Origin of the sequence: Pseudomonas sp. Leaf129 (genome assembly GCF_001423465.1) — a bacterium.
Taxonomy (GTDB): Bacteria; Pseudomonadota; Gammaproteobacteria; order Pseudomonadales; family Pseudomonadaceae; genus Aquipseudomonas; species Aquipseudomonas coleopterorum.
On record NZ_LMOC01000009.1, the window covers coordinates 174,891 to 192,465 of the forward strand.

The window sequence follows — 17,575 nt, forward strand, 5'->3', positions numbered from 1 at the left end:
CTTCGCGGGCAGAGACCCGCTCCCACAATAAACCCGCGCTGTACCGTACCTGTGGGAGCGGGCTCTGCCCGCGAAGAGGCCCCTCCCACAATAAACCGCGCTGTACCGTACCTGTGGGAGCGGGGCGGGCGGCGAGCCCTCTGCCCGCGAAGAGGCCCTCGAGGGCGCTGACGATCCAGCGCCCTACCTCATCAAACCGACGCCACCGGCCGCTGCGCTTTGGGCTGCTGCCAGGAGTTGGCTGCACTTTCCTCGATGGCTTGCTGGATCGCCTTGCGGCGCCGCTCTTCGGCCTGACGACCGAAATACCAGACCAGGAATGTCACCAGCGACACCGCCAGCAGAATCAGGCTGGCCACCGCGTTGATCTCGGGCTTCACGCCCAGGCGCACCGCCGAGAACACTTCCATCGGCAGCGTCGTGGAGCCCGGTCCGGATACGAAGCTGGCCAGTACCAGGTCATCCAGCGACAGAGCGAACGACATCATCCCACCCGCCGCCAGCGATGGTGCGATCATCGGGATGGTGATCAGAAAGAACACCTTCCACGGCCGTGCGCCCAGGTCCATGGCGGCCTCTTCGATCGACAGGTCCAGTTCACGCAGCCGCGAGGACACCACCACCGCCACGTACGAAGCGCAGAAGGTGGTATGGGCGATCCAGATCGTGGCGATGCCGCGTTCCTGCGGCCAGCCGATCACCTGGGCCATGGCCACGAACAGCAGCAGCAACGACAGGCCAGTGATCACCTCGGGCATCACCAGTGGCGCGGTCACCAGGCCGCCGAACATCGTGCGGCCCCTGAAGCGACTGATGCGGGTCAGCACGAACGCCGCCATGGTGCCCAGCGCCACAGCCGTTACCGCCGTATAGCAGGCGATTTCCAGAGAACGCATGACGGCGCCCATCAGCTGGGCGTTGTCCAGCAGGCCAACGTACCACTGCACCGACCAGCCGCCCCATACCGTCACCAGACGCGAGGCGTTGAAGGAGTAGATCACCAGGATCAACATCGGGGCATAGATGAAGATCAACCCCAGTATCAGGATCAGTTTGGAGAACCCGAAACGCTTCATGCCTTGCCCTCCAGCTCTTTGGCCTGGCTGCGATTGAACAGCACGATGGGCACGATCAGAATCGCCAGCATCAGCACCGCCAGCGCCGAGGCGACGGGCCAGTCGCGGTTGTTGAAGAACTCCTGCCACAACACGCGGCCGATCATCAGGGTTTCCGGACCACCGAGCAGTTCGGGAATCACGAACTCGCCGACCACTGGAATGAACACCAGCATGCAGCCGGCGATGATGCCGTTCTTGGACAGCGGCACGGTGATTTTCCAGAAGCTGTTGAACGTGCTGGAGCCCAGGTCGGAAGCCGCTTCCAGCAGGCTGTTGTCATGCTTCACCAGATTGGCGAACAACGGCAGGATCATGAACGGCAGGTACGCATAGACCACACCGATGTACACCGCCAGGTTGGTATTGAGGATCTGCAAGGGCTGATCGATCACCCCCAGCCACAGCAGAAAGGCGTTGAGCAGACCGTTGTTGCTCAGGATGCCCATCCAGGCATACACGCGAATCAGGATGGCGGTCCAGGTCGGCATCATGATCAGCAGCAACAGCACGGTTTGCAGGTCCTTGCGCGCCTTGCTGATGGCATAGGCCATGGGGTAGCCGACCAACAGGCAGATCAGCGTGCTGAAGAAGGCCATCTTCAGCGAGCCCAGGTAGGCCGAGATGTACAGGTCGTCTTCGGTGAGCAGCGCGTAGTTGGCGAAATTCAGAACCAGCTGGAATTTCTGTTCGGCGTAGCTCCAGATCTCGGTGTACGGCGGAATCGCCACGTCGGCTTCGGCGAAGCTGATCTTGAGCACGATGAAGAACGGCAGCATGAAGAACAGGAACAGCCACAGGAACGGTACGCCAATGACCATCTGGCGCCCGTCGGGGATGATCCGCTTGAGCTTGCGTTTGATCTTGCGCAGCTTCATGAGCGCAGTACCACGCCGCTGTCGTCTTCCCACCAGACGAACACTTCGTCGTCCCAGGTCGGGCGGGCGCCGCGGCGCTCGGCGTTGGCCACGAACGACTGCACCAGCTTGCCGCACGGCAACTGCACGTGGAACACCGAATGACCGCCCAGGTAGGCGATGTCATGGACCTTGCCGCGCGACCAATTGTGCTCGGTGGCCGGTTGCTCGGTGGTCACCAGCATCTTTTCCGGACGAATCGCGTAGGTCACGTTCTTGTCTTCGGCAGCGGTACTCACACCATGGCCGACATAGATGCTGCGTTCCAACTCCGGGCTGCTGATCAACGCGTAGCCTTCCATGTCCTCGACCACCTGGCCTTCGAACAGGTTGACGTTGCCGATGAACTCGCACACTAGGCGGCTGGTGGGGGTTTCGTAGATGTCGATCGGGCTGCCGATCTGGGCGATCCAGCCCAGGTGCATGATGGCGATGCGCTGGGCCATGGTCATGGCCTCTTCCTGGTCGTGGGTCACCATCACACAGGTCACACCGACCCGCTCGATGATCTCCACCAGCTCCAGCTGCATCTGCGAGCGCAGCTTCTTGTCCAGCGCACCCATCGGCTCGTCGAGCAGCAACAGCTTGGGCTTCTTCGCCAGCGAGCGGGCCAGCGCAACGCGCTGACGCTGACCGCCGGACAACTGGTGAGGCTTGCGCTTGCCGTACTGGGTCATCTGCACCAGCTTGAGCATTTCCGCCACGCGTGCGTCGATCTCGGCGGCCGGCAGCTTGTCCTGCTTGAGGCCGAAGGCGATGTTCTGCGCCACCGTCATATGCGGGAACAACGCATAGGACTGGAACATCATGTTGATCGGCCGCTCGTAGGGCGGCATGTCGGTGATGTCCACGCCATCGAGGAAGATGCGCCCCTCGGTCGGCCGTTCGAAGCCTGCCAGCATGCGTAGCAAGGTGGACTTGCCGGAGCCGGAACCACCCAGCAAGGCAAAGATCTCACCCTGATTGATTTCCAGGGACACGTCGTCCACGGCCACCGTTTCGTCGAATTTCTTCGTGACCTTTTCGATCCGGACCAGCACCTTCTTCGGTTGCTGGCTGCCTTCTAGGGCTTTTTTGTAGGCGCTGGAGGCAACAGCCATTCACGAAACTCCCAAACTTGAGTGAGGGCGGCTCTGGATCCGGCCGCCCCGAGTATTTATTTGCCCGACTTGACCTTGGTCCAGCTGCGGGTCATCAAGCGCTGCACCTTGGGCGGCAGCTCGACGTTGACGTAAAGCTTGTCCTGAATGGCCTGTGGCGGATAGACCGACTCGTCGTTGCGCACATCCTGATCCATGAACTCGCCGGACTTGAGGTTGGGGTTGGCATAGCCGACATAATCGCTGACCTTGGCAATCACTTCCGGTTTCAACAGGTAGTCGATGAACGCCAGGCCCTGCTTGGCATCCGGCGCATCGGCGGGGATGGCCAGCATGTCGAACCACAGGTTGCCGCCTTCCTTGGGAATCGAATAGGCCAGTTTGATGCCCTTGCCCGCTTCCTCGGCACGCGACTTGGCCTGGAACACGTCGCCGGAATAGCCCACGGCTACGCAGATGTTGCCGTTGGCCAGGTCGCTGATGTACTTGGAGGAATGGAAGTAGGTCACGTAGGGACGGACCTTGAGCAGCTTCTCCTCGGCTTTCTTGTACAGCTTCTCGTCGGTGGTGTTGGGGTCCAGGCCCATGTAGTTGAGCACGGCTGGAAACATCTCGTCGGGCGAGTCGAGGAAAGCGACGCCGCACTTGGACAGTTTCTTGATGTTTTCAGGCTCGAACACCATGGCCCAGGAATCGATCTTGTCGACACCCAGCACTTCCTTGATCTTGTCCACGTTGTAACCGATGCCGTTGGTGCCCCACAGATAGGGCACGGCGTACTGGTTGCCCGGATCGTTCTTTTCCAGGCGCTTGAGCAGCACCGGATCCAGGTTGGAGTAATTTGTCAGCTGGGTCTTGTCCAGTTTCTGGAAAGCCCCGGCCTTGATCTGTTTGCCCAGGAAATGGTTGGACGGCACTACCACGTCGTAGCCGGTATGGCCCGCCAGCAACTTGCCTTCCAGGGTTTCGTTGGAGTCGAACACGTCGTAGATCGGCTTGATACCGGTCGCGGCTTCGAAATCCGCCAGGGTGCTTTCGCCGATGTAATCGGACCAGTTGTAGATGTGCACGGTGCCTGCCGCTTGGGCATTGAGCGCCAGGGTCAGACCCGCACCGATCAGCATGGCCTTGCGAAACAAAGAGTGTGACAAGTGCAGGTCCTCTCAATAGTCTGTTTTATATAATAAAACCGGCGCGCAACTTACCGTTCATGTCCTTGCGCCGCAATGATTGATTCCGCGAATCCCAGTCACAGCCTGGCTTCACTGACGCAGGATGAGTGATCAACGCCAGACCTGTGGGAGCTGGCTCTGCCTGCGATGAGGCCATCACTGGCTTACCGCTCCCACAGGGCCGATGCTTACTTGCCCGACTTAATCTTCGTCCAGCTGCGCGTCATGATGCGCTGCGTTGCCGCAGGCAGATCGGCGATGGCATACAGCTTGGCCTGCACGTCAGCTGGCGGGTAGATACCAGGATCTTCGCTGATGGCTTTATCCACCAAAGCCGTTGCAGCCTCGTTACCGTTGGGGAATTGCACGCTGTTGGTGATCTCGGCCATGACTTCCGGCTTCATCAGGAAGGTCATGAACTTGTAGGCGCCTTCGACGTTCTCGGCATCCTTGGGAATGGCGACCATGTCGAAGAAGCTGCCAGCGCCCTCCTTGGGAATGTTGTAGCTGACCTTGACCTTGCCCCCGGCCTCTTCGGCGCGCGACTTGGCCTGGTAGATGTCACCCGAGTAACCCACGGCTACGCAGATGTTGCCGTTGGCCAGGTCGGAGATGTACTTGGAGGAGTGGAAGTAGCCGATCGAAGGACGCACCTTGAGGAACAGCGCTTCGGCTTCGGCGAGCTGCTTCTTGTCCTGGGAGTCGGTCGGATAGCCCAGGTAATGCAGGGCGATCGGCAGCATCTCGGTCGGCGAATCGAGGAAGCTGATGCCGCACGACTTCAGCTTGGCTGCGTTTTCCGGTTTGAACAGCAGGTCCCAGCTGTTGGTCGGCGCGTCGGCGCCCAGGGCAGCCTTGACCTTGTCTGGGTTGAAGCCGATGCCGATCGAGCCCCACATGTACGGGAAGGCATGCTTGTTGTCCGGATCGCTCACCGACACTGCCTTGAGCAGCGATTGATTGAGGTTCTTCCAGTTCGGCAGCTTGGAGCGGTCCAGTTCCTGGTAAACGCCGGCCTTGATCTGCTTGGCCAGGAAATTGTTGGAAGGCACGACGATATCGTAGCCGGACTTGCCGGCCAACAACTTGGCTTCCAGGGTTTCGTTGCTGTCGAATACGTCGTAGACGACCTTGATCCCCGACTCCTCCTCGAACTGCTTGATCGTGTTCGGCGCAATGTAGTCCGACCAGTTGTACACGTGCAGAACCTTGTCGTCCGCCTGCGCAGCACTGGCCATCGCCCCCATCAGGGCCGCGGCGAGGAGGGTCTTGCCAAATATCTTCATGCGTTGTGCTCCAATTTTATCGAAATCCGATGTCGAGATTGCTGGGGAAGCTGCCGATGCCCTGTGGGCGCTGGCGCTGTCTGCGAACGGCGTGAATCGGTGTCGCGGCCATTCGCGGGCAGAGCCCGCTCCCACAGGGGGTACGAACCTTCGCGGGCATAGCCTGTTCCTACAGGGGCAGGCATCAATTCGTCAGCCTCGGCAAGACTAGCATTTAGCCACCTAGCGCTTCGAGTGTCAGGTCAAGGCAAAGGCGTGCCTTGCTCACCAGCTCGTCGATCTCGGCATGGCTGATGACCAGCGGCGGAGCAATGATCATGGTGTCACCCACCGCGCGCATGATCAGTCCGTTGTCGAAGCAGAACTGCCGACAGATCATGCCGGCACCCCGGCCCTCGTGACGGCTGCGCGTGGCCTTGTCCTTGACCAGTTCGATCGCCCCGAGCATGCCCAGGCCGCGGACCTCACCCACCAATGGATGGTCCAGCAGCTCCCGCAGACGCTTTTGCAAATACGGTGCCGCCTCGGCCCTGACGTTGTCGACGATGTGCTCGTCGCGCAGGATGCGCAGGTTTTCCAGCCCCACCGCTGCCGCGACCGGGTGCCCGGAATAGGTGAAGCCGTGGTTGAAGTCGCCGCCCTGGTTGATCACGTTGACCACCTCGTCGCGCACGATCACCCCGCCCATGGGGATATAGCCGCTGGTAAGGCCCTTGGCGATGGTCATCAGGTCGGGCGCCAGGTCATAGTAATCGCTGCCGAACCAGTGGCCGGTACGGCCAAAGCCACAGATCACTTCATCGGCGACGAACAGGATGTCGTAGCGCGCCAGCACTTCCTTGACCTTCGGCCAGTAGGTGTCGGGCGGAATGATCACTCCGCCAGCGCCCTGGATCGGCTCGGCGATGAACGCCGCGACGTTCTCTTCGCCCACTTCCAGGATCTTCTTTTCCAGTTGCTCGGCGGCCCAGACACCGAACTCGTCGGGGGTCATGTCGCCACCTTCGTCGAACCAGTAGGGCTGGGCGATGTGCACGATACCCGGGATTGGCAGGTCACCCTGCTCGTGCATGCCCGACATGCCGCCCAGGCTGGCGCCAGCCACGGTGGAGCCGTGGTAGCCATTCACGCGGCTGATGATGACCTTCTTCTCGGGCTTGCCCTTGAGCGCCCAGTAATGGCGCACCAGGCGCAGCACGGTGTCGTTGCCTTCGGAGCCCGAACCGGTGAAGAACACATGGTTCATGCCCGCCGGCGCCAGGTCGGCGATGGCCTTGGCCAGCTCCAGCGCAGGCGGGTGGGCGGTCTGGAAAAACAGATTGTAATAAGGCAGCTCGCGCATCTGCGCGCTGGCGGCCTGCACCAGCTCTTCGCGACCGTAGCCTATGGCCACGCACCACAGGCCCGCCATGCCGTCGAGGATCTTGTGCCCTTCGCTGTCCCACAGGTACACGCCGTCGGCCTTGGTGATGATCCGCGGACCCTTGTTCTTGAGCTGCGTGTAATCGCTGAAAGGCGCCAGGTGATGGGCGCTGCTCAAGTCCTGCCAGTGCTGGGTCTGGGGGTTGTTGTTGCTCATCTGTAGCTCCTTTTTCTCACACCGCGAACAGCAGGAACTCACGTTCCCACGAGCTGATCACGCGCTTGAAGTTCTCGTGTTCGGCGCGCTTGACCGCGACATAGCCGACGACGAATTTCTTGCCCAGGTATTTCTCCACCGTCTTGCAGTTTTCCATGCGTTCCAGCGCATCCTCGATGGTCAACGGCAGACGCAGGTTGCGACGTTCATAGCCACGCCCCTGGACCGGGGCGCTCGGGTTCAAGCCCTCGACCATGCCGATGTAGCCGCACAGCAGGCTGGCGGCGATGGCGAGGTACGGGTTGGCATCGGCGCCCGGCAGGCGGTTCTCGACTCGCCGGTTCTGCGGCGTCGCATCGGGCACGCGCAGGCCCACGGTGCGGTTTTCCTCACCCCACTCGACGTTGACCGGCGCCGAGGTGTCGGGCAAGAAGCGGCGGAAGGAATTGACGTTAGGCGCGAACAGCGGCAGCAGTTCGGGAATGAATTTCTGCAGACCGCCGACGTGGTGCAGGAACAGCTGGCTCATGGAGCCGTCTTCGTTAGCGAAGATGTTCTTGCCGGTGGCCGAATCGACGATGCTCTGGTGCAGGTGCATGGCGCTGCCCGGCTCGCCGGTCATGGGCTTGGCCATGAAGGTCGCGGCCACGTTGTGCTTGAGCGCGGCCTCGCGCATGGTGCGTTTGAACACCAGGATCTGGTCGGCCAGGTGCAGGGCATTGCCGTGCCGGAAATTGATTTCCATCTGCGCCGTGCCGTCTTCGTGGATCAGCGTGTCGAGGTCCAGGTTCTGCGCTTCGCACCAGTCGTAGACGTCTTCGAACAACGGATCGAACTCGTTCGCCGCCTCGATGGAAAACGACTGTCGACCGGTTTCGGGACGCCCGGAGCGGCCGATCGGCGGCTGCAGCGGAAAGTCCGGGTCCTCGCAGCGCTTGGTCAGGTAGAACTCCATCTCCGGCGCCACGATCGGCTGCCAGCCCTTGTCCGCGTACAGTTTCAAGACCTTCTTGAGCACGTTGCGCGGCGACAGCTCGATGGGGTTGCCCTGCTTGTCGTAGGTGTCGTGGATGACCTGCGCGGTGGGCTCGATGGCCCAGGGAACGAGAAACACCGCGTTCTCGTCGGGGCGGCAGATCATGTCGATGTCGGCGGGGTCGAGCAACTCGTAGTAGATCTCGTCTTCCACGTAATCGCCGGTCACAGTTTGCAATAAAACACTTTCCGGCAAGCGCATGCCCTTTTCGGCGATGAACTTGTTGGTCGGGGAGATCTTGCCGCGGGTGATCCCGGTGAGGTCGCCGATCAGGCATTCGACTTCGGTGATCTTGTGTTCTTTCAACCAATCGGTGAGCTGGTCGAGGTTGGGACTCATAAATACCTCAGGAGGCCATTAACCCGGCTCGCGGCGAGCCAGGCACTTGTTGACGCATGGGCGTCGTTGGAAAAGCGGTCAAGCGAGGGCACCACGATGCCCGCCCGGCCTTTCGATACCCGGCCGGAACGTGAGGCTCAGGGTAGCGGTTTCAGGGCAAAGGCAGTACATGACGGACAAAAAAACAGAGACGCAACGCCGTGGGCTGTCAATTATTCTGGCCGCTGGCAACCGGCGGCTGCAGCGACTGAAATCAGATAATGGCAGGCGTGCCATGATTCACCCTCGGTCTTATTGAAATGACGGGTTGAAAACGAGCTTAGCCTTGTTCATTTTTTTCCACAACTCTCGACCTGCAAACTTCATCGTGCACTTTTCATGCAGTTGCAAAGTGCCTTAATTGCCTGTCACGCGCGCCCTGATATGCAGCAAAAGAGGCTCAACAGCGCCCTTTCAGGGCAAAACCTGGCTCGCTTGACTTCATGTTGGCTTTCGGATTGACTGAAACCTGCTCAACCCAATGATTGATATTTTTAACAACAAAGGTGTTGCATCATGTCGGTACCCCCGCGTGCCGTTCAGCTCAACGAAGCGAACGCATTCCTTAAGGAACATCCTGAGGTTCTGTACGTCGACCTTCTGATTGCAGATATGAATGGTGTGGTGCGCGGCAAGCGCATCGAACGCACCAGCCTCCACAAGGTTTACGAGAAAGGCATCAACCTGCCCGCCTCGCTGTTTGCTCTGGACATCAACGGCTCTACCGTGGAAAGCACCGGCCTCGGCCTGGACATCGGCGATGCCGATCGGATCTGCTATCCCATCCCCGACACCCTGTGCAACGAGCCTTGGCAGAAGCGCCCTACCGCGCAACTGCTGATGACCATGCACGAACTCGAAGGCGAACCCTTCTTCGCCGATCCGCGTGAAGTGCTGCGCCAGGTCGTCGAGAAATTCGACGCCATGGGCCTGACCATCTGCGCCGCGTTCGAGCTGGAGTTCTACCTGATCGACCAGGAGAACGTGAACGGTCGCCCTCAACCACCGCGCTCACCCATTTCCGGCAAGCGTCCGCATTCGACCCAGGTGTATCTGATCGACGATCTGGACGAGTACGTGGACTGTCTGCAGGACATTCTGGAAGGGGCGAAGGAACAAGGCATTCCGGCCGACGCCATCGTCAAGGAAAGTGCGCCGGCGCAGTTCGAGGTCAATCTGCACCACGTTGCCGATGCGATGAAGGCCTGTGATTACGCAGTGCTGCTCAAGCGCCTGATCAAGAACATCGCCTACGACCATGAGATGGACACCACGTTCATGGCCAAGCCTTACCCGGGCCAGGCAGGTAACGGCTTGCACGTGCACATCTCGATCCTGGACAAGGACGGCAAGAACATTTTCACCAGTGAGGATCCCGAGCAGAACGCCGCATTGCGTCACGCGATCGGCGGTGTGCTCGAGACCCTGCCCGCGTCGATGGCGTTCCTGTGCCCGAACGTCAATTCGTACCGCCGCTTCGGTGCTCAGTTCTATGTGCCCAACTCCCCGTGCTGGGGCCTGGACAATCGGACCGTGGCGCTGCGCGTGCCCACCGGGACGCCGGATGCCGTGCGCCTGGAACACCGCGTCGCCGGTGCCGATGCCAACCCGTACCTGCTGATGGCTGCGGTTCTGGCCGGCGTGCACCATGGCCTGACCAATCAGGTCGAGCCCAACGAGCCGGTGACGGGCAACTCCTACGAGCAGAACGAGCAGAGCCTGCCGACCAACCTGCGCGATGCCCTGCGCCTGCTGGACGACAGCGAAGTGCTGGCCAAGTACATCGATCCGAAATACATCGATATCTTCGTGGCCTGCAAGGAAAGCGAGCTGGAAGAGTTCGAACACTCCATCTCGGATTTGGAATACAACTGGTACCTGCACACGGTGTAACGGCCGGGTGCCGCAACGCGGTTCCTGGACCGCGGTGCGGCAGGTACACCGCGTCGCAACCGGACGCGGCTTGCGCCGCTGCTACAGGGGATCACCGTATCTTCTGGATATGCAATCCCTGTAGCAGCGGCGCGAGCCGCGTCGGCGGTATGTGCGGACTACCTGACGTACCGCGTCCGGTTCAACGCGCCCAGCGCAACTGGGTCGGCAATGGTGACGGGGGCTCTGGCTCCGGTGGATTGCTCGGTAACGCCAATACCCGATTGAGTACTTCGGTTTCCAACGCCGCCAGGCGATGAGAACCGCGAGCCCGCGGCCGCGGCAGCTCGACGGCCAGATCCAGACCGATACGCCCCTCCTCGATCAGAATCACCCGGTCGGCAATCGCCACGGCTTCGGACACATCATGGGTCACCAGCAACACGGTGAAGCCGTGCTTGCGCCACAGGTTCTCGATCAACTGCTGCATCTCGATCCGCGTCAGGGCATCCAAAGCACCCAAGGGTTCATCCAGCAGCAACAGCCGCGGCTTGTGGATCAGCGCCCGCGCCAAGGCCACACGCTGCTTCTGCCCTCCCGACAGCGCCGCCGGCCATTCATTGGCACGTTCGGCCAGCCCTACCGCTTCGAGCGCCTGCAGGGCCTGCTCGCGCCAGTTGCCGGACAGCCCCAGGCCAACGTTGTCGATGACCCGTTTCCATGGCAACAAGCGAGCTTCCTGAAACATCAGCCGGGTATCGTTGCGCGCCTCGCTGAGCGGACCGGAGCCGGCCAGCAACTGGCCGCTGGTGGGCTGGTCGAGGGCCGCCAGCAGGCGCAGCAAGGTGCTCTTGCCGCAACCGCTGCGACCGACGATGGCCACGAACTGGCCGGCCGGAATGTTCAGGTCGATGTCGCGCAGCACCTCGCGCTCGCCAAAGGTCTTGCGCAACTGCCGGACCGCCAGGGGAATCCCGCGCCGCAGGTTCTGCGGTTGTTCCTTGAGAACGGTCATGCCGAACCTCCCTTGGTTTGATAGGCCGGATGCCAGCGCAACCACACCCGTTCCAGCCCACGCGCCGCCAGATCAGCCAGTTTGCCGAGAATCGCATACAACACGATGGCCAGGACCACGACGTCGGTCTGCAGGAATTCACGCGCGTTCATGGCCAGGTAGCCGATGCCCGAGCTGGCGGAAATGGTTTCCGCCACGATCAGCGTCAGCCACATCAGACCCAGGGCGAAACGCACGCCGACCAGAATGGAAGGCAAGGCTCCGGGCAGAATCACCTGCCAGAACAGACGAAACCCGGACAGGCCATAGCTGCGAGCCATTTCTACCAACGCGGGGTCGGCGTTCTTGATGCCGTGGTAGGTGTTCAGGTAGATCGGGAACAATGTGCCCAAGGCCACCAGAAAGATCTTCGCCGACTCGTCGATACCGAACCACAGGATCACCAGCGGAATGAGCGCCAGGTGCGGGACGTTGCGGATCATCTGCACCGAGGTGTCGAGCAGGCGCTCGCCCCAGCGCGACAGGCCGCTGATCAGCCCCAATACCAGGCCGATGCCGCCACCGATGGCAAAGCCGATGCCGGCGCGCCAGCCACTGATGGCCAGATGCGTCCAGATCTCCCCGGACTTGAACAACGCCACACCCGCCTCGAACACTGCGCTGGGCGCCGGCAGGATACGCGTCGACAGCCAGCCGACGCTGACCGCCACCTGCCAGATCAACAGCAGGCCCACTGGCAGCGCCCAGGGCGCCAGCCGGTGGATGATTTTGCTTGATGTACTCATGACAGATTCTCAGCGCTTGGCCGCGGCCTTGGGCAAGATGTCATTGGCCACCATCTCACCGAAGGGGCTGACGTAATTGGCGCCGGTCGGTGTCTCGGGGCGCTGCACGTCCAGGTGCGGGAACAGCAACTCGGCCACGCGGTACGACTCTTCCAGATGCGGGTAGCCGGAGAAGATAAAGGTGTCGATGCCCAGCGCGGCGTACTCCTTGACCCGCTCGGCCACGGTCGGACCGTCACCCACCAGCGCAGTGCCGGCGCCGCCACGAACCAGGCCGACGCCGGCCCACAGGTTGGGGCTCACCTCCAGCTTGTCCTTGCTGCCGCCGTGCAACGCAGCCATGCGCTGTTGGCCTACCGAATCGAAGCGCGCCAGCGAGGCCTGGGCACGGGCAATGGTGTCGTCGTCGACATGGGCGATCAGCCGTTCGGCGGCGTGCCAGGCTTCTTCATTGGTTTCCCGCACGATCACGTGCAGACGAATCCCGAACCGCACGGTGCGGCCGAGCTTGGCCGCCTTCTCGCGTACTTGGGCAATCTTCTCGGCCACGGCCGCTGGCGGTTCACCCCAGGTCAGGTACATCTCCACCTGTTCGGCGGCAAGGTCTTGGGCTGCGTCGGAAGAGCCGCCGAAGTACAGCGGCGGACGTGGCTGCTGCACCGGGGGATAAAGCAGCTTGGCGCCTTTGACGGTGAGGTGCTTGCCATCGTAGTCGACGGTTTCGCCTTCCAGCACACGACGCCAGATGCGGGTGAATTCCACCGATGCTTCATAGCGTTCCTCATGGGTGAGGAACAGCCCGTCGCCGGACAGCTCATCCGGGTCGCCGCCGGTGACCAGGTTGAACAGTGCGCGGCCATTGGACAGCCGATCCAGAGTCGCGGCCTGACGCGCCGCCACAGTGGGCGAAATGATGCCCGGACGCAGGGCTACCAGAAACTTCAGGCGCTGGGTGACTGGAATCAATGAGGCCGCCACCAGCCAGGAGTCTTCGCACGAACGCCCGGTCGGAATCAGTACGCCGCCGTAACCCAGGCGATCGGCGGCCTGGGCGATCTGTTGCAGATACCCGTGATCGACCGCCCGCGCGCCTTCGGCGGTGCCTAGGTAATGGCCGTCGCCGTGGGTGGGAAGAAACCAGAAAATGTTGAGGCTCATGGAGTTGTCTCCTGACGTGGCTCGAAACCGGTGCCGGGGCACCGGTGCAATTGTGCGGTGGTTGAAACGGGGCGATTTAGGGCGCCTTGGCTACATTGGCCGGCGGTGTCCAGATCACATCCTGAATGCGCAGCGGCTTGGGGATCAGCTTGAGCTGATGGAAGCTGTCGGCGATCTTCTGCTGCGCGGCAACGGTCTGCGGATTGAGAAACTGCGCACCGTAACCCTGGCGCTTCACCGAGGTCAGGGTGATGTCGGCCGGCAGGCCCAGCAGCGGTGCGACCTGGGCGGTCACTTCTTCGGGGTGGGCCTTGGACCATTCACCCACCGCGCGGACTTCTTCGACCAGGGCGGTGATCACCTCCGGGTGCTTCTGGGCATAGGGCTTGGTCGCGAGGTAGAACTGCAGGTTGTCGACGATGCCTTGACCGTCACGCAGGGTGCGGGCCTGCAACTGCTGTTCCGCAGCGGCCTGGTAGGGGTCCCAGATGACCCACGCATCGACGCTGCCGCGCTCGAAGGCGGCACGCGCGTCGGAAGGCGGCAGGTAGACGGTCTGGATGTCGGAATACTTGAGCCCCGCCTCTTCCAGCGCACGAACCAACAGGTAATGCACGTTGGAACCCTTGTTCAGCGCGACCTTCTTGCCTTTGAGCTCACTGACCGAGCGGATGGTCGAATCCTTGGGCACCAGGATCGCTTCGCTGGTCGGGGCCGGTGGCTCATAGGCCACGTACAGCAGATCGGCACCGGCTGCCTGGGCGAACACTGGCGGGGTTTCCCCGGTCACGCCGAAATCGATCGAGCCGACGTTGAGGCCTTCGAGCAGTTGCGGCCCGCCGGGAAACTCGGTCCATTTGACGTCCACGCCTTGGGCGGCCAGGCGCTTCTCCAGCGTGCCCTTGGCCTTGAGCAGGACCAGCGTGCCGTATTTCTGATAACCGATGCGCAGGGTTTCAGCCTGGGCCTGGGTAATGGCGCCGAACGACACAGCCGCAGCAAACAGTGCGACCACACCACGACGCAAGAACAGGGTGCGCATGGCACTCTCCTTTTGCAGAGGGAATTGGGTTGCACCTGCTTGCCCGTTGGCGGGCGAGTAAGGTGGATACGACAGTTCGAATCAGATGCTCCAGCGGGCGCTGCGCAGGCTTTGCGTGAGCAAGGCCGGGTCATGGGTCTGGGGTCGACGCAGCAGGAAAGCGTGGAATTCCTCCAGGGCGCTCTCCAGCCGCTGCTCGAGGGCCGGTGCCAACTGGGCCGCGACACTGCCTTCGCCGTAGGCGATCTGGCTATCGTCGGCGAAGATCCCCTGAAGCATTTCCTGCGCCTTGAGCGAGGCCAGCACGGGCTTGAGCGCGTAGTCCACCGCCAGCATGTGGGCGATGCTGCCGCCGGTGGCGACGGGCAGCACCACCTTGTTGCTCAGGGCGCGCTCGGGGAGCAGGTCCAGCAGCGTCTTCAGCGCACCGGAGAACGAGGCCTTGTACACCGGTGTTGCCACGATGAGGCCGTCGGCCTTGCCGACCAACTCGATGAAATGCAATACGTGCGGGCTGTCGAAACGGGCGTGCAGCAAGTCTTCGGCCGGGAAGTCCCGTACCTGGAACGTCACTACTTCGACGCCTTTACGCTGCAGCCACTGCTTGCCGCGTTCCAGCAGTACACCGGAGCGCGAGCGCACGCTTGGGCTGCCGCCCAGAGATACGACGAGCATGGGGTAAATCCTTGAATAGCGAAGTCGGAGCGCTTCTGGAGAAGTCGCCGGAATGGAGGGAACAGTAACAGGCAGGATTTATATCTTTAAATCATATTTATTCATTTGGTTATTCGATAAAAACATATCCAAGCCACTGCGCCCCCTGTAGCAGCGGCGCAAGCCGCGTGGGCCGTAAACGCGGTACATCTGACGCACTGCAAAACGCCGGACGCGGCTTGCACCGCTGCTACAGGGCAGGTGCTCAGCGGTTGGGCTGTGGGGTCAGGCGCAGGTACGGCTTCACCGCCTTGTAGCCCTTCGGAAAGCGCTGCTTGATCTCTTCTTCGTCCTTGAGCGAAGGCACGATCACCACATCGTCACCATCCTGCCAGTTGGCCGGAGTCGCCACCTTGTGGTTGTCCGTGAGTTGCAGCGAGTCGATCACCCGCAGGATCTCGTGGAAGTTGCGCCCGGTACTGGCTGGATAGGTGATGGTCAACCGGACCTTCTTGTTCGGATCGATGACGAACAGCGAGCGCACGGTCAGGGTGTCGTTGGCATTGGGGTGGATGAGGTCATAAAGCTCGGACACCTTGCGGTCGGCATCGGCCAGGATCGGAAAATTCACCGTCGTGCCTTGGGTCTCGTCGATGTCGCCGATCCAACGCTGGTGGGACTCGACCGGATCCACCGACAAGGCGATGGCCTTGACGTTGCGCTTGGCGAACTCGTCGGCCAGCTTGGCGGTAAAGCCCAGCTCGGTGGTGCAAACAGGTGTGAAGTCGGCCGGGTGCGAAAACAGCACGCCCCACTGATCACCCAGCCACTGATGAAAACTGATGCTGCCCTGGCTGGATTCCTGGCGGAAGTCGGGGGCGATGTCGCCGAGTCGAATGGTCATGGTGCTGCTCCTGGACTGTTGTGCGCATGACTGTGCACCGAGCAGCAGGGAAACAAAAAGAATGGATGGTACTGGTGCTAGGCGAATCTGGAATAACGCTGCGCCACAAACGAAAAAGCCCGCACGAGGCGGGCTTTTTCCAACGGCACGTATTACTTGAAAGCGTACGTGTAGTTGAAGATCAGACGGGTCTGATCGACGTTGGTGCCCACGTCGCTGCGATAGGTACCGTTACGCAGGGTGGCGCCGAAGTTCTTCAGCAGGCCGCTCTGGATCACGTAGTCGACGCGCATGTCGCGTTCCCACTCGGAGTTGTCCGAATCACCGGTACCGGCTGCCTTGATGTCATCGGCATGCAGGTAGGCGATCGAAGCCTTCAGGCCCGGTACGCCGACGCGGCTGAAGTCGTAGGAGTACTGGGCGAACGTGGTGTTCTCGCCAGCGCGGGTGAACGAGTTGACCATACTGTCGGTGAACAGATAGACGCTGGAACCGCCGTTGCCTTCGTTACGACCGTTGCCATCGACGACGTTGCCGTTGTTGATGAACGGCATGCCGCCGTCATCACCCACTTGCTGGTAGCCGGCGAGGAACGCGTGACCAGCGATGCTGTAGGTGAAGATGGCACTCCAGGTCTTGTTGTCGATTTCACCTGGGGTCCTGGCGTAGCCGCTGTTGTTGTTGAAGCGGTAGCCGACGTCACCGTTCTTGCCGTCGGAGCGGCTGTCGAAGTAGCGCAGGTCGGTCTTGAACGACTGGTCTTCACCCAATGGCAAGACGTGCACGGCGCCCAGGAAGGTCTGCTTGTAGAAGTCTTCCAGCTGCGCGTGGTAGACCTGCAGGGTCAGGTCCTTGGTCGCTTTCCAGTCCACACCGGCGAACTGGAAGTTGTTGGTGTCTTGAGTGGCACCGCCGACGCCCAGACCCGAGTAGTTACTGGTAGCACGACCCGCGGACTTGTTCAGTCGACCAACGGTGAAGGTGAAGTTGTCCAGGTCCTTGGAGGTCAGGATACCGCCCTGGTAGGTAGCAGGCAGCAGGCGACCATCGTTGGACACCAGGATCGGCAGGTTGGGCTGCAGTGCGCTACCCACCTTGAGTTCGGACTTGGCGAACTTGACCTTGCCGTTCGCGCCCAGACGCGACCAGGTCTTCTCGGCCGAGCCATCGGTGTCGCTCGGGAAGAAGCTGTTGTTGTTCGGGTGGTGACCGCGGCCGCCGTCCAGGTGAATACCGCTCATGGCCTGTACGTCCAGACCGAAGCCGACGGTGCCGGGGGTGTAGCCAGAGATGAAGTTGAAGAGGAAGCCTTGAGCCGATTCTTCCTGATCGTTCGCTGTGCCTTCACGGGTATCGTTGCGGAAGTACATGGTCCGCGAGCTCAGCGTTGCCTTGCTGGCTTCGAGGAAACCCGAGGGTGCCGGATCGGCGGCGTAAACACTGGTGGAGATGCTGGCGAGCGCGATGGCTACGGCGAGCGACTGCTTGTACATGTGATGCTCCTCTGGTTTCTAATTTTTGTGGTGTCTTTGGTCGGGGTCTGGCGCCCCTTGTCCGCCGAT

Annotated in this window: 15 protein-coding genes; 1 reads left to right on the forward strand and 14 read right to left on the reverse strand. The window is 61.4% G+C overall.

Annotated elements, in window-relative coordinates; genetic code table 11:
- Positions 1-191: 191 nt before the first annotated feature.
- The 7 genes from ASF66_RS17135 to ASF66_RS17165 form a co-directional block, all read right to left on the reverse strand.
- Positions 192-1,076 carry an ABC transporter permease subunit gene (locus ASF66_RS17135; RefSeq protein ID WP_049860264.1) on the reverse strand — a complete coding sequence of 295 codons (885 nt, stop codon included), beginning with the start codon at positions 1,074-1,076 and terminating at the stop codon, positions 192-194.
- On the reverse strand, positions 1,073-1,954 hold the full coding sequence (locus ASF66_RS17140; RefSeq protein WP_162240092.1) for an ABC transporter permease subunit: 882 nt from the start codon (positions 1,952-1,954) through the stop codon (positions 1,073-1,075). The genes ASF66_RS17135 and ASF66_RS17140 overlap by 4 nt, the downstream gene beginning before the upstream one ends.
- A 35-nt stretch (positions 1,955-1,989) precedes the next feature.
- A complete protein-coding gene (gene potA, locus ASF66_RS17145) occupies positions 1,990-3,132 on the reverse strand; it encodes a polyamine ABC transporter ATP-binding protein (RefSeq protein WP_049860266.1) in 1,143 nt (380 codons plus the stop codon).
- Between the two features lie 56 nt (positions 3,133-3,188).
- Positions 3,189-4,283 carry a polyamine ABC transporter substrate-binding protein gene (locus ASF66_RS17150; protein WP_152965726.1) on the reverse strand — a complete coding sequence of 365 codons (1,095 nt, stop codon included), beginning with the start codon at positions 4,281-4,283 and terminating at the stop codon, positions 3,189-3,191.
- A gap of 209 nt (positions 4,284-4,492) precedes the next feature.
- Positions 4,493-5,590 carry a polyamine ABC transporter substrate-binding protein gene (locus tag ASF66_RS17155; RefSeq protein WP_056844715.1) on the reverse strand — a complete coding sequence of 366 codons (1,098 nt, stop codon included), beginning with the start codon at positions 5,588-5,590 and terminating at the stop codon, positions 4,493-4,495.
- Between the two features lie 214 nt (positions 5,591-5,804).
- Complete coding sequence (locus ASF66_RS17160; RefSeq protein ID WP_056844716.1) at positions 5,805-7,169, reverse strand: aspartate aminotransferase family protein; 1,365 nt, start codon at positions 7,167-7,169, stop codon at positions 5,805-5,807.
- Between the two features lie 16 nt (positions 7,170-7,185).
- Positions 7,186-8,544, reverse strand: a complete 1,359-nt coding sequence (locus ASF66_RS17165; RefSeq protein WP_056844717.1) for a glutamine synthetase family protein — start codon at positions 8,542-8,544, stop codon at positions 7,186-7,188.
- A 555-nt stretch (positions 8,545-9,099) separates the two neighbouring features.
- Between ASF66_RS17165 and ASF66_RS17170 the strand changes: the two genes are divergently transcribed.
- Positions 9,100-10,476 (forward strand): glutamine synthetase family protein, encoded by a 1,377-nt coding sequence (locus tag ASF66_RS17170; RefSeq protein WP_043192283.1) that lies wholly within the window; start codon positions 9,100-9,102, stop codon positions 10,474-10,476.
- A gap of 181 nt (positions 10,477-10,657) precedes the next feature.
- Here ASF66_RS17170 and ssuB read toward each other — a convergent pair whose 3' ends face one another.
- The 7 genes from ssuB to ASF66_RS17205 all read right to left on the reverse strand — a co-directional run bounded on the left by ssuB (position 10,658) and on the right by ASF66_RS17205 (position 17,506).
- Positions 10,658-11,470, reverse strand: coding sequence for an aliphatic sulfonates ABC transporter ATP-binding protein (gene ssuB, locus ASF66_RS17175; protein WP_056844718.1), 813 nt, complete (start codon positions 11,468-11,470; stop codon positions 10,658-10,660).
- Complete coding sequence (gene ssuC / locus ASF66_RS17180) at positions 11,467-12,255, reverse strand: aliphatic sulfonate ABC transporter permease SsuC (protein ID WP_056844719.1); 789 nt, start codon at positions 12,253-12,255, stop codon at positions 11,467-11,469. The genes ssuB and ssuC overlap by 4 nt, the downstream gene beginning before the upstream one ends.
- Positions 12,256-12,264: 9 nt before the next feature.
- A complete protein-coding gene (ssuD, locus tag ASF66_RS17185; RefSeq protein ID WP_049860272.1) occupies positions 12,265-13,413 on the reverse strand; it encodes an FMNH2-dependent alkanesulfonate monooxygenase in 1,149 nt (382 codons plus the stop codon).
- Positions 13,414-13,489: 76 nt separating this feature from the next.
- The gene (locus tag ASF66_RS17190; protein WP_056844720.1) at positions 13,490-14,455 is read right to left on the reverse strand and encodes a sulfonate ABC transporter substrate-binding protein; all 966 of its coding nucleotides are present in this window, start codon (positions 14,453-14,455) and stop codon (positions 13,490-13,492) included.
- Positions 14,456-14,536: 81 nt separating this feature from the next.
- Positions 14,537-15,130, reverse strand: coding sequence for an NADPH-dependent FMN reductase (ssuE, locus tag ASF66_RS17195; RefSeq protein WP_049860274.1), 594 nt, complete (start codon positions 15,128-15,130; stop codon positions 14,537-14,539).
- Between the two features lie 244 nt (positions 15,131-15,374).
- Positions 15,375-16,013 carry a peroxiredoxin gene (locus ASF66_RS17200; protein WP_056844721.1) on the reverse strand — a complete coding sequence of 213 codons (639 nt, stop codon included), beginning with the start codon at positions 16,011-16,013 and terminating at the stop codon, positions 15,375-15,377.
- A 152-nt stretch (positions 16,014-16,165) separates the two neighbouring features.
- Positions 16,166-17,506: an OprD family porin gene (locus tag ASF66_RS17205; protein ID WP_056844722.1), complete on the reverse strand. Its 1,341-nt coding sequence runs from the start codon at positions 17,504-17,506 to the stop codon at positions 16,166-16,168.
- Positions 17,507-17,575 lie beyond the last annotated feature (69 nt).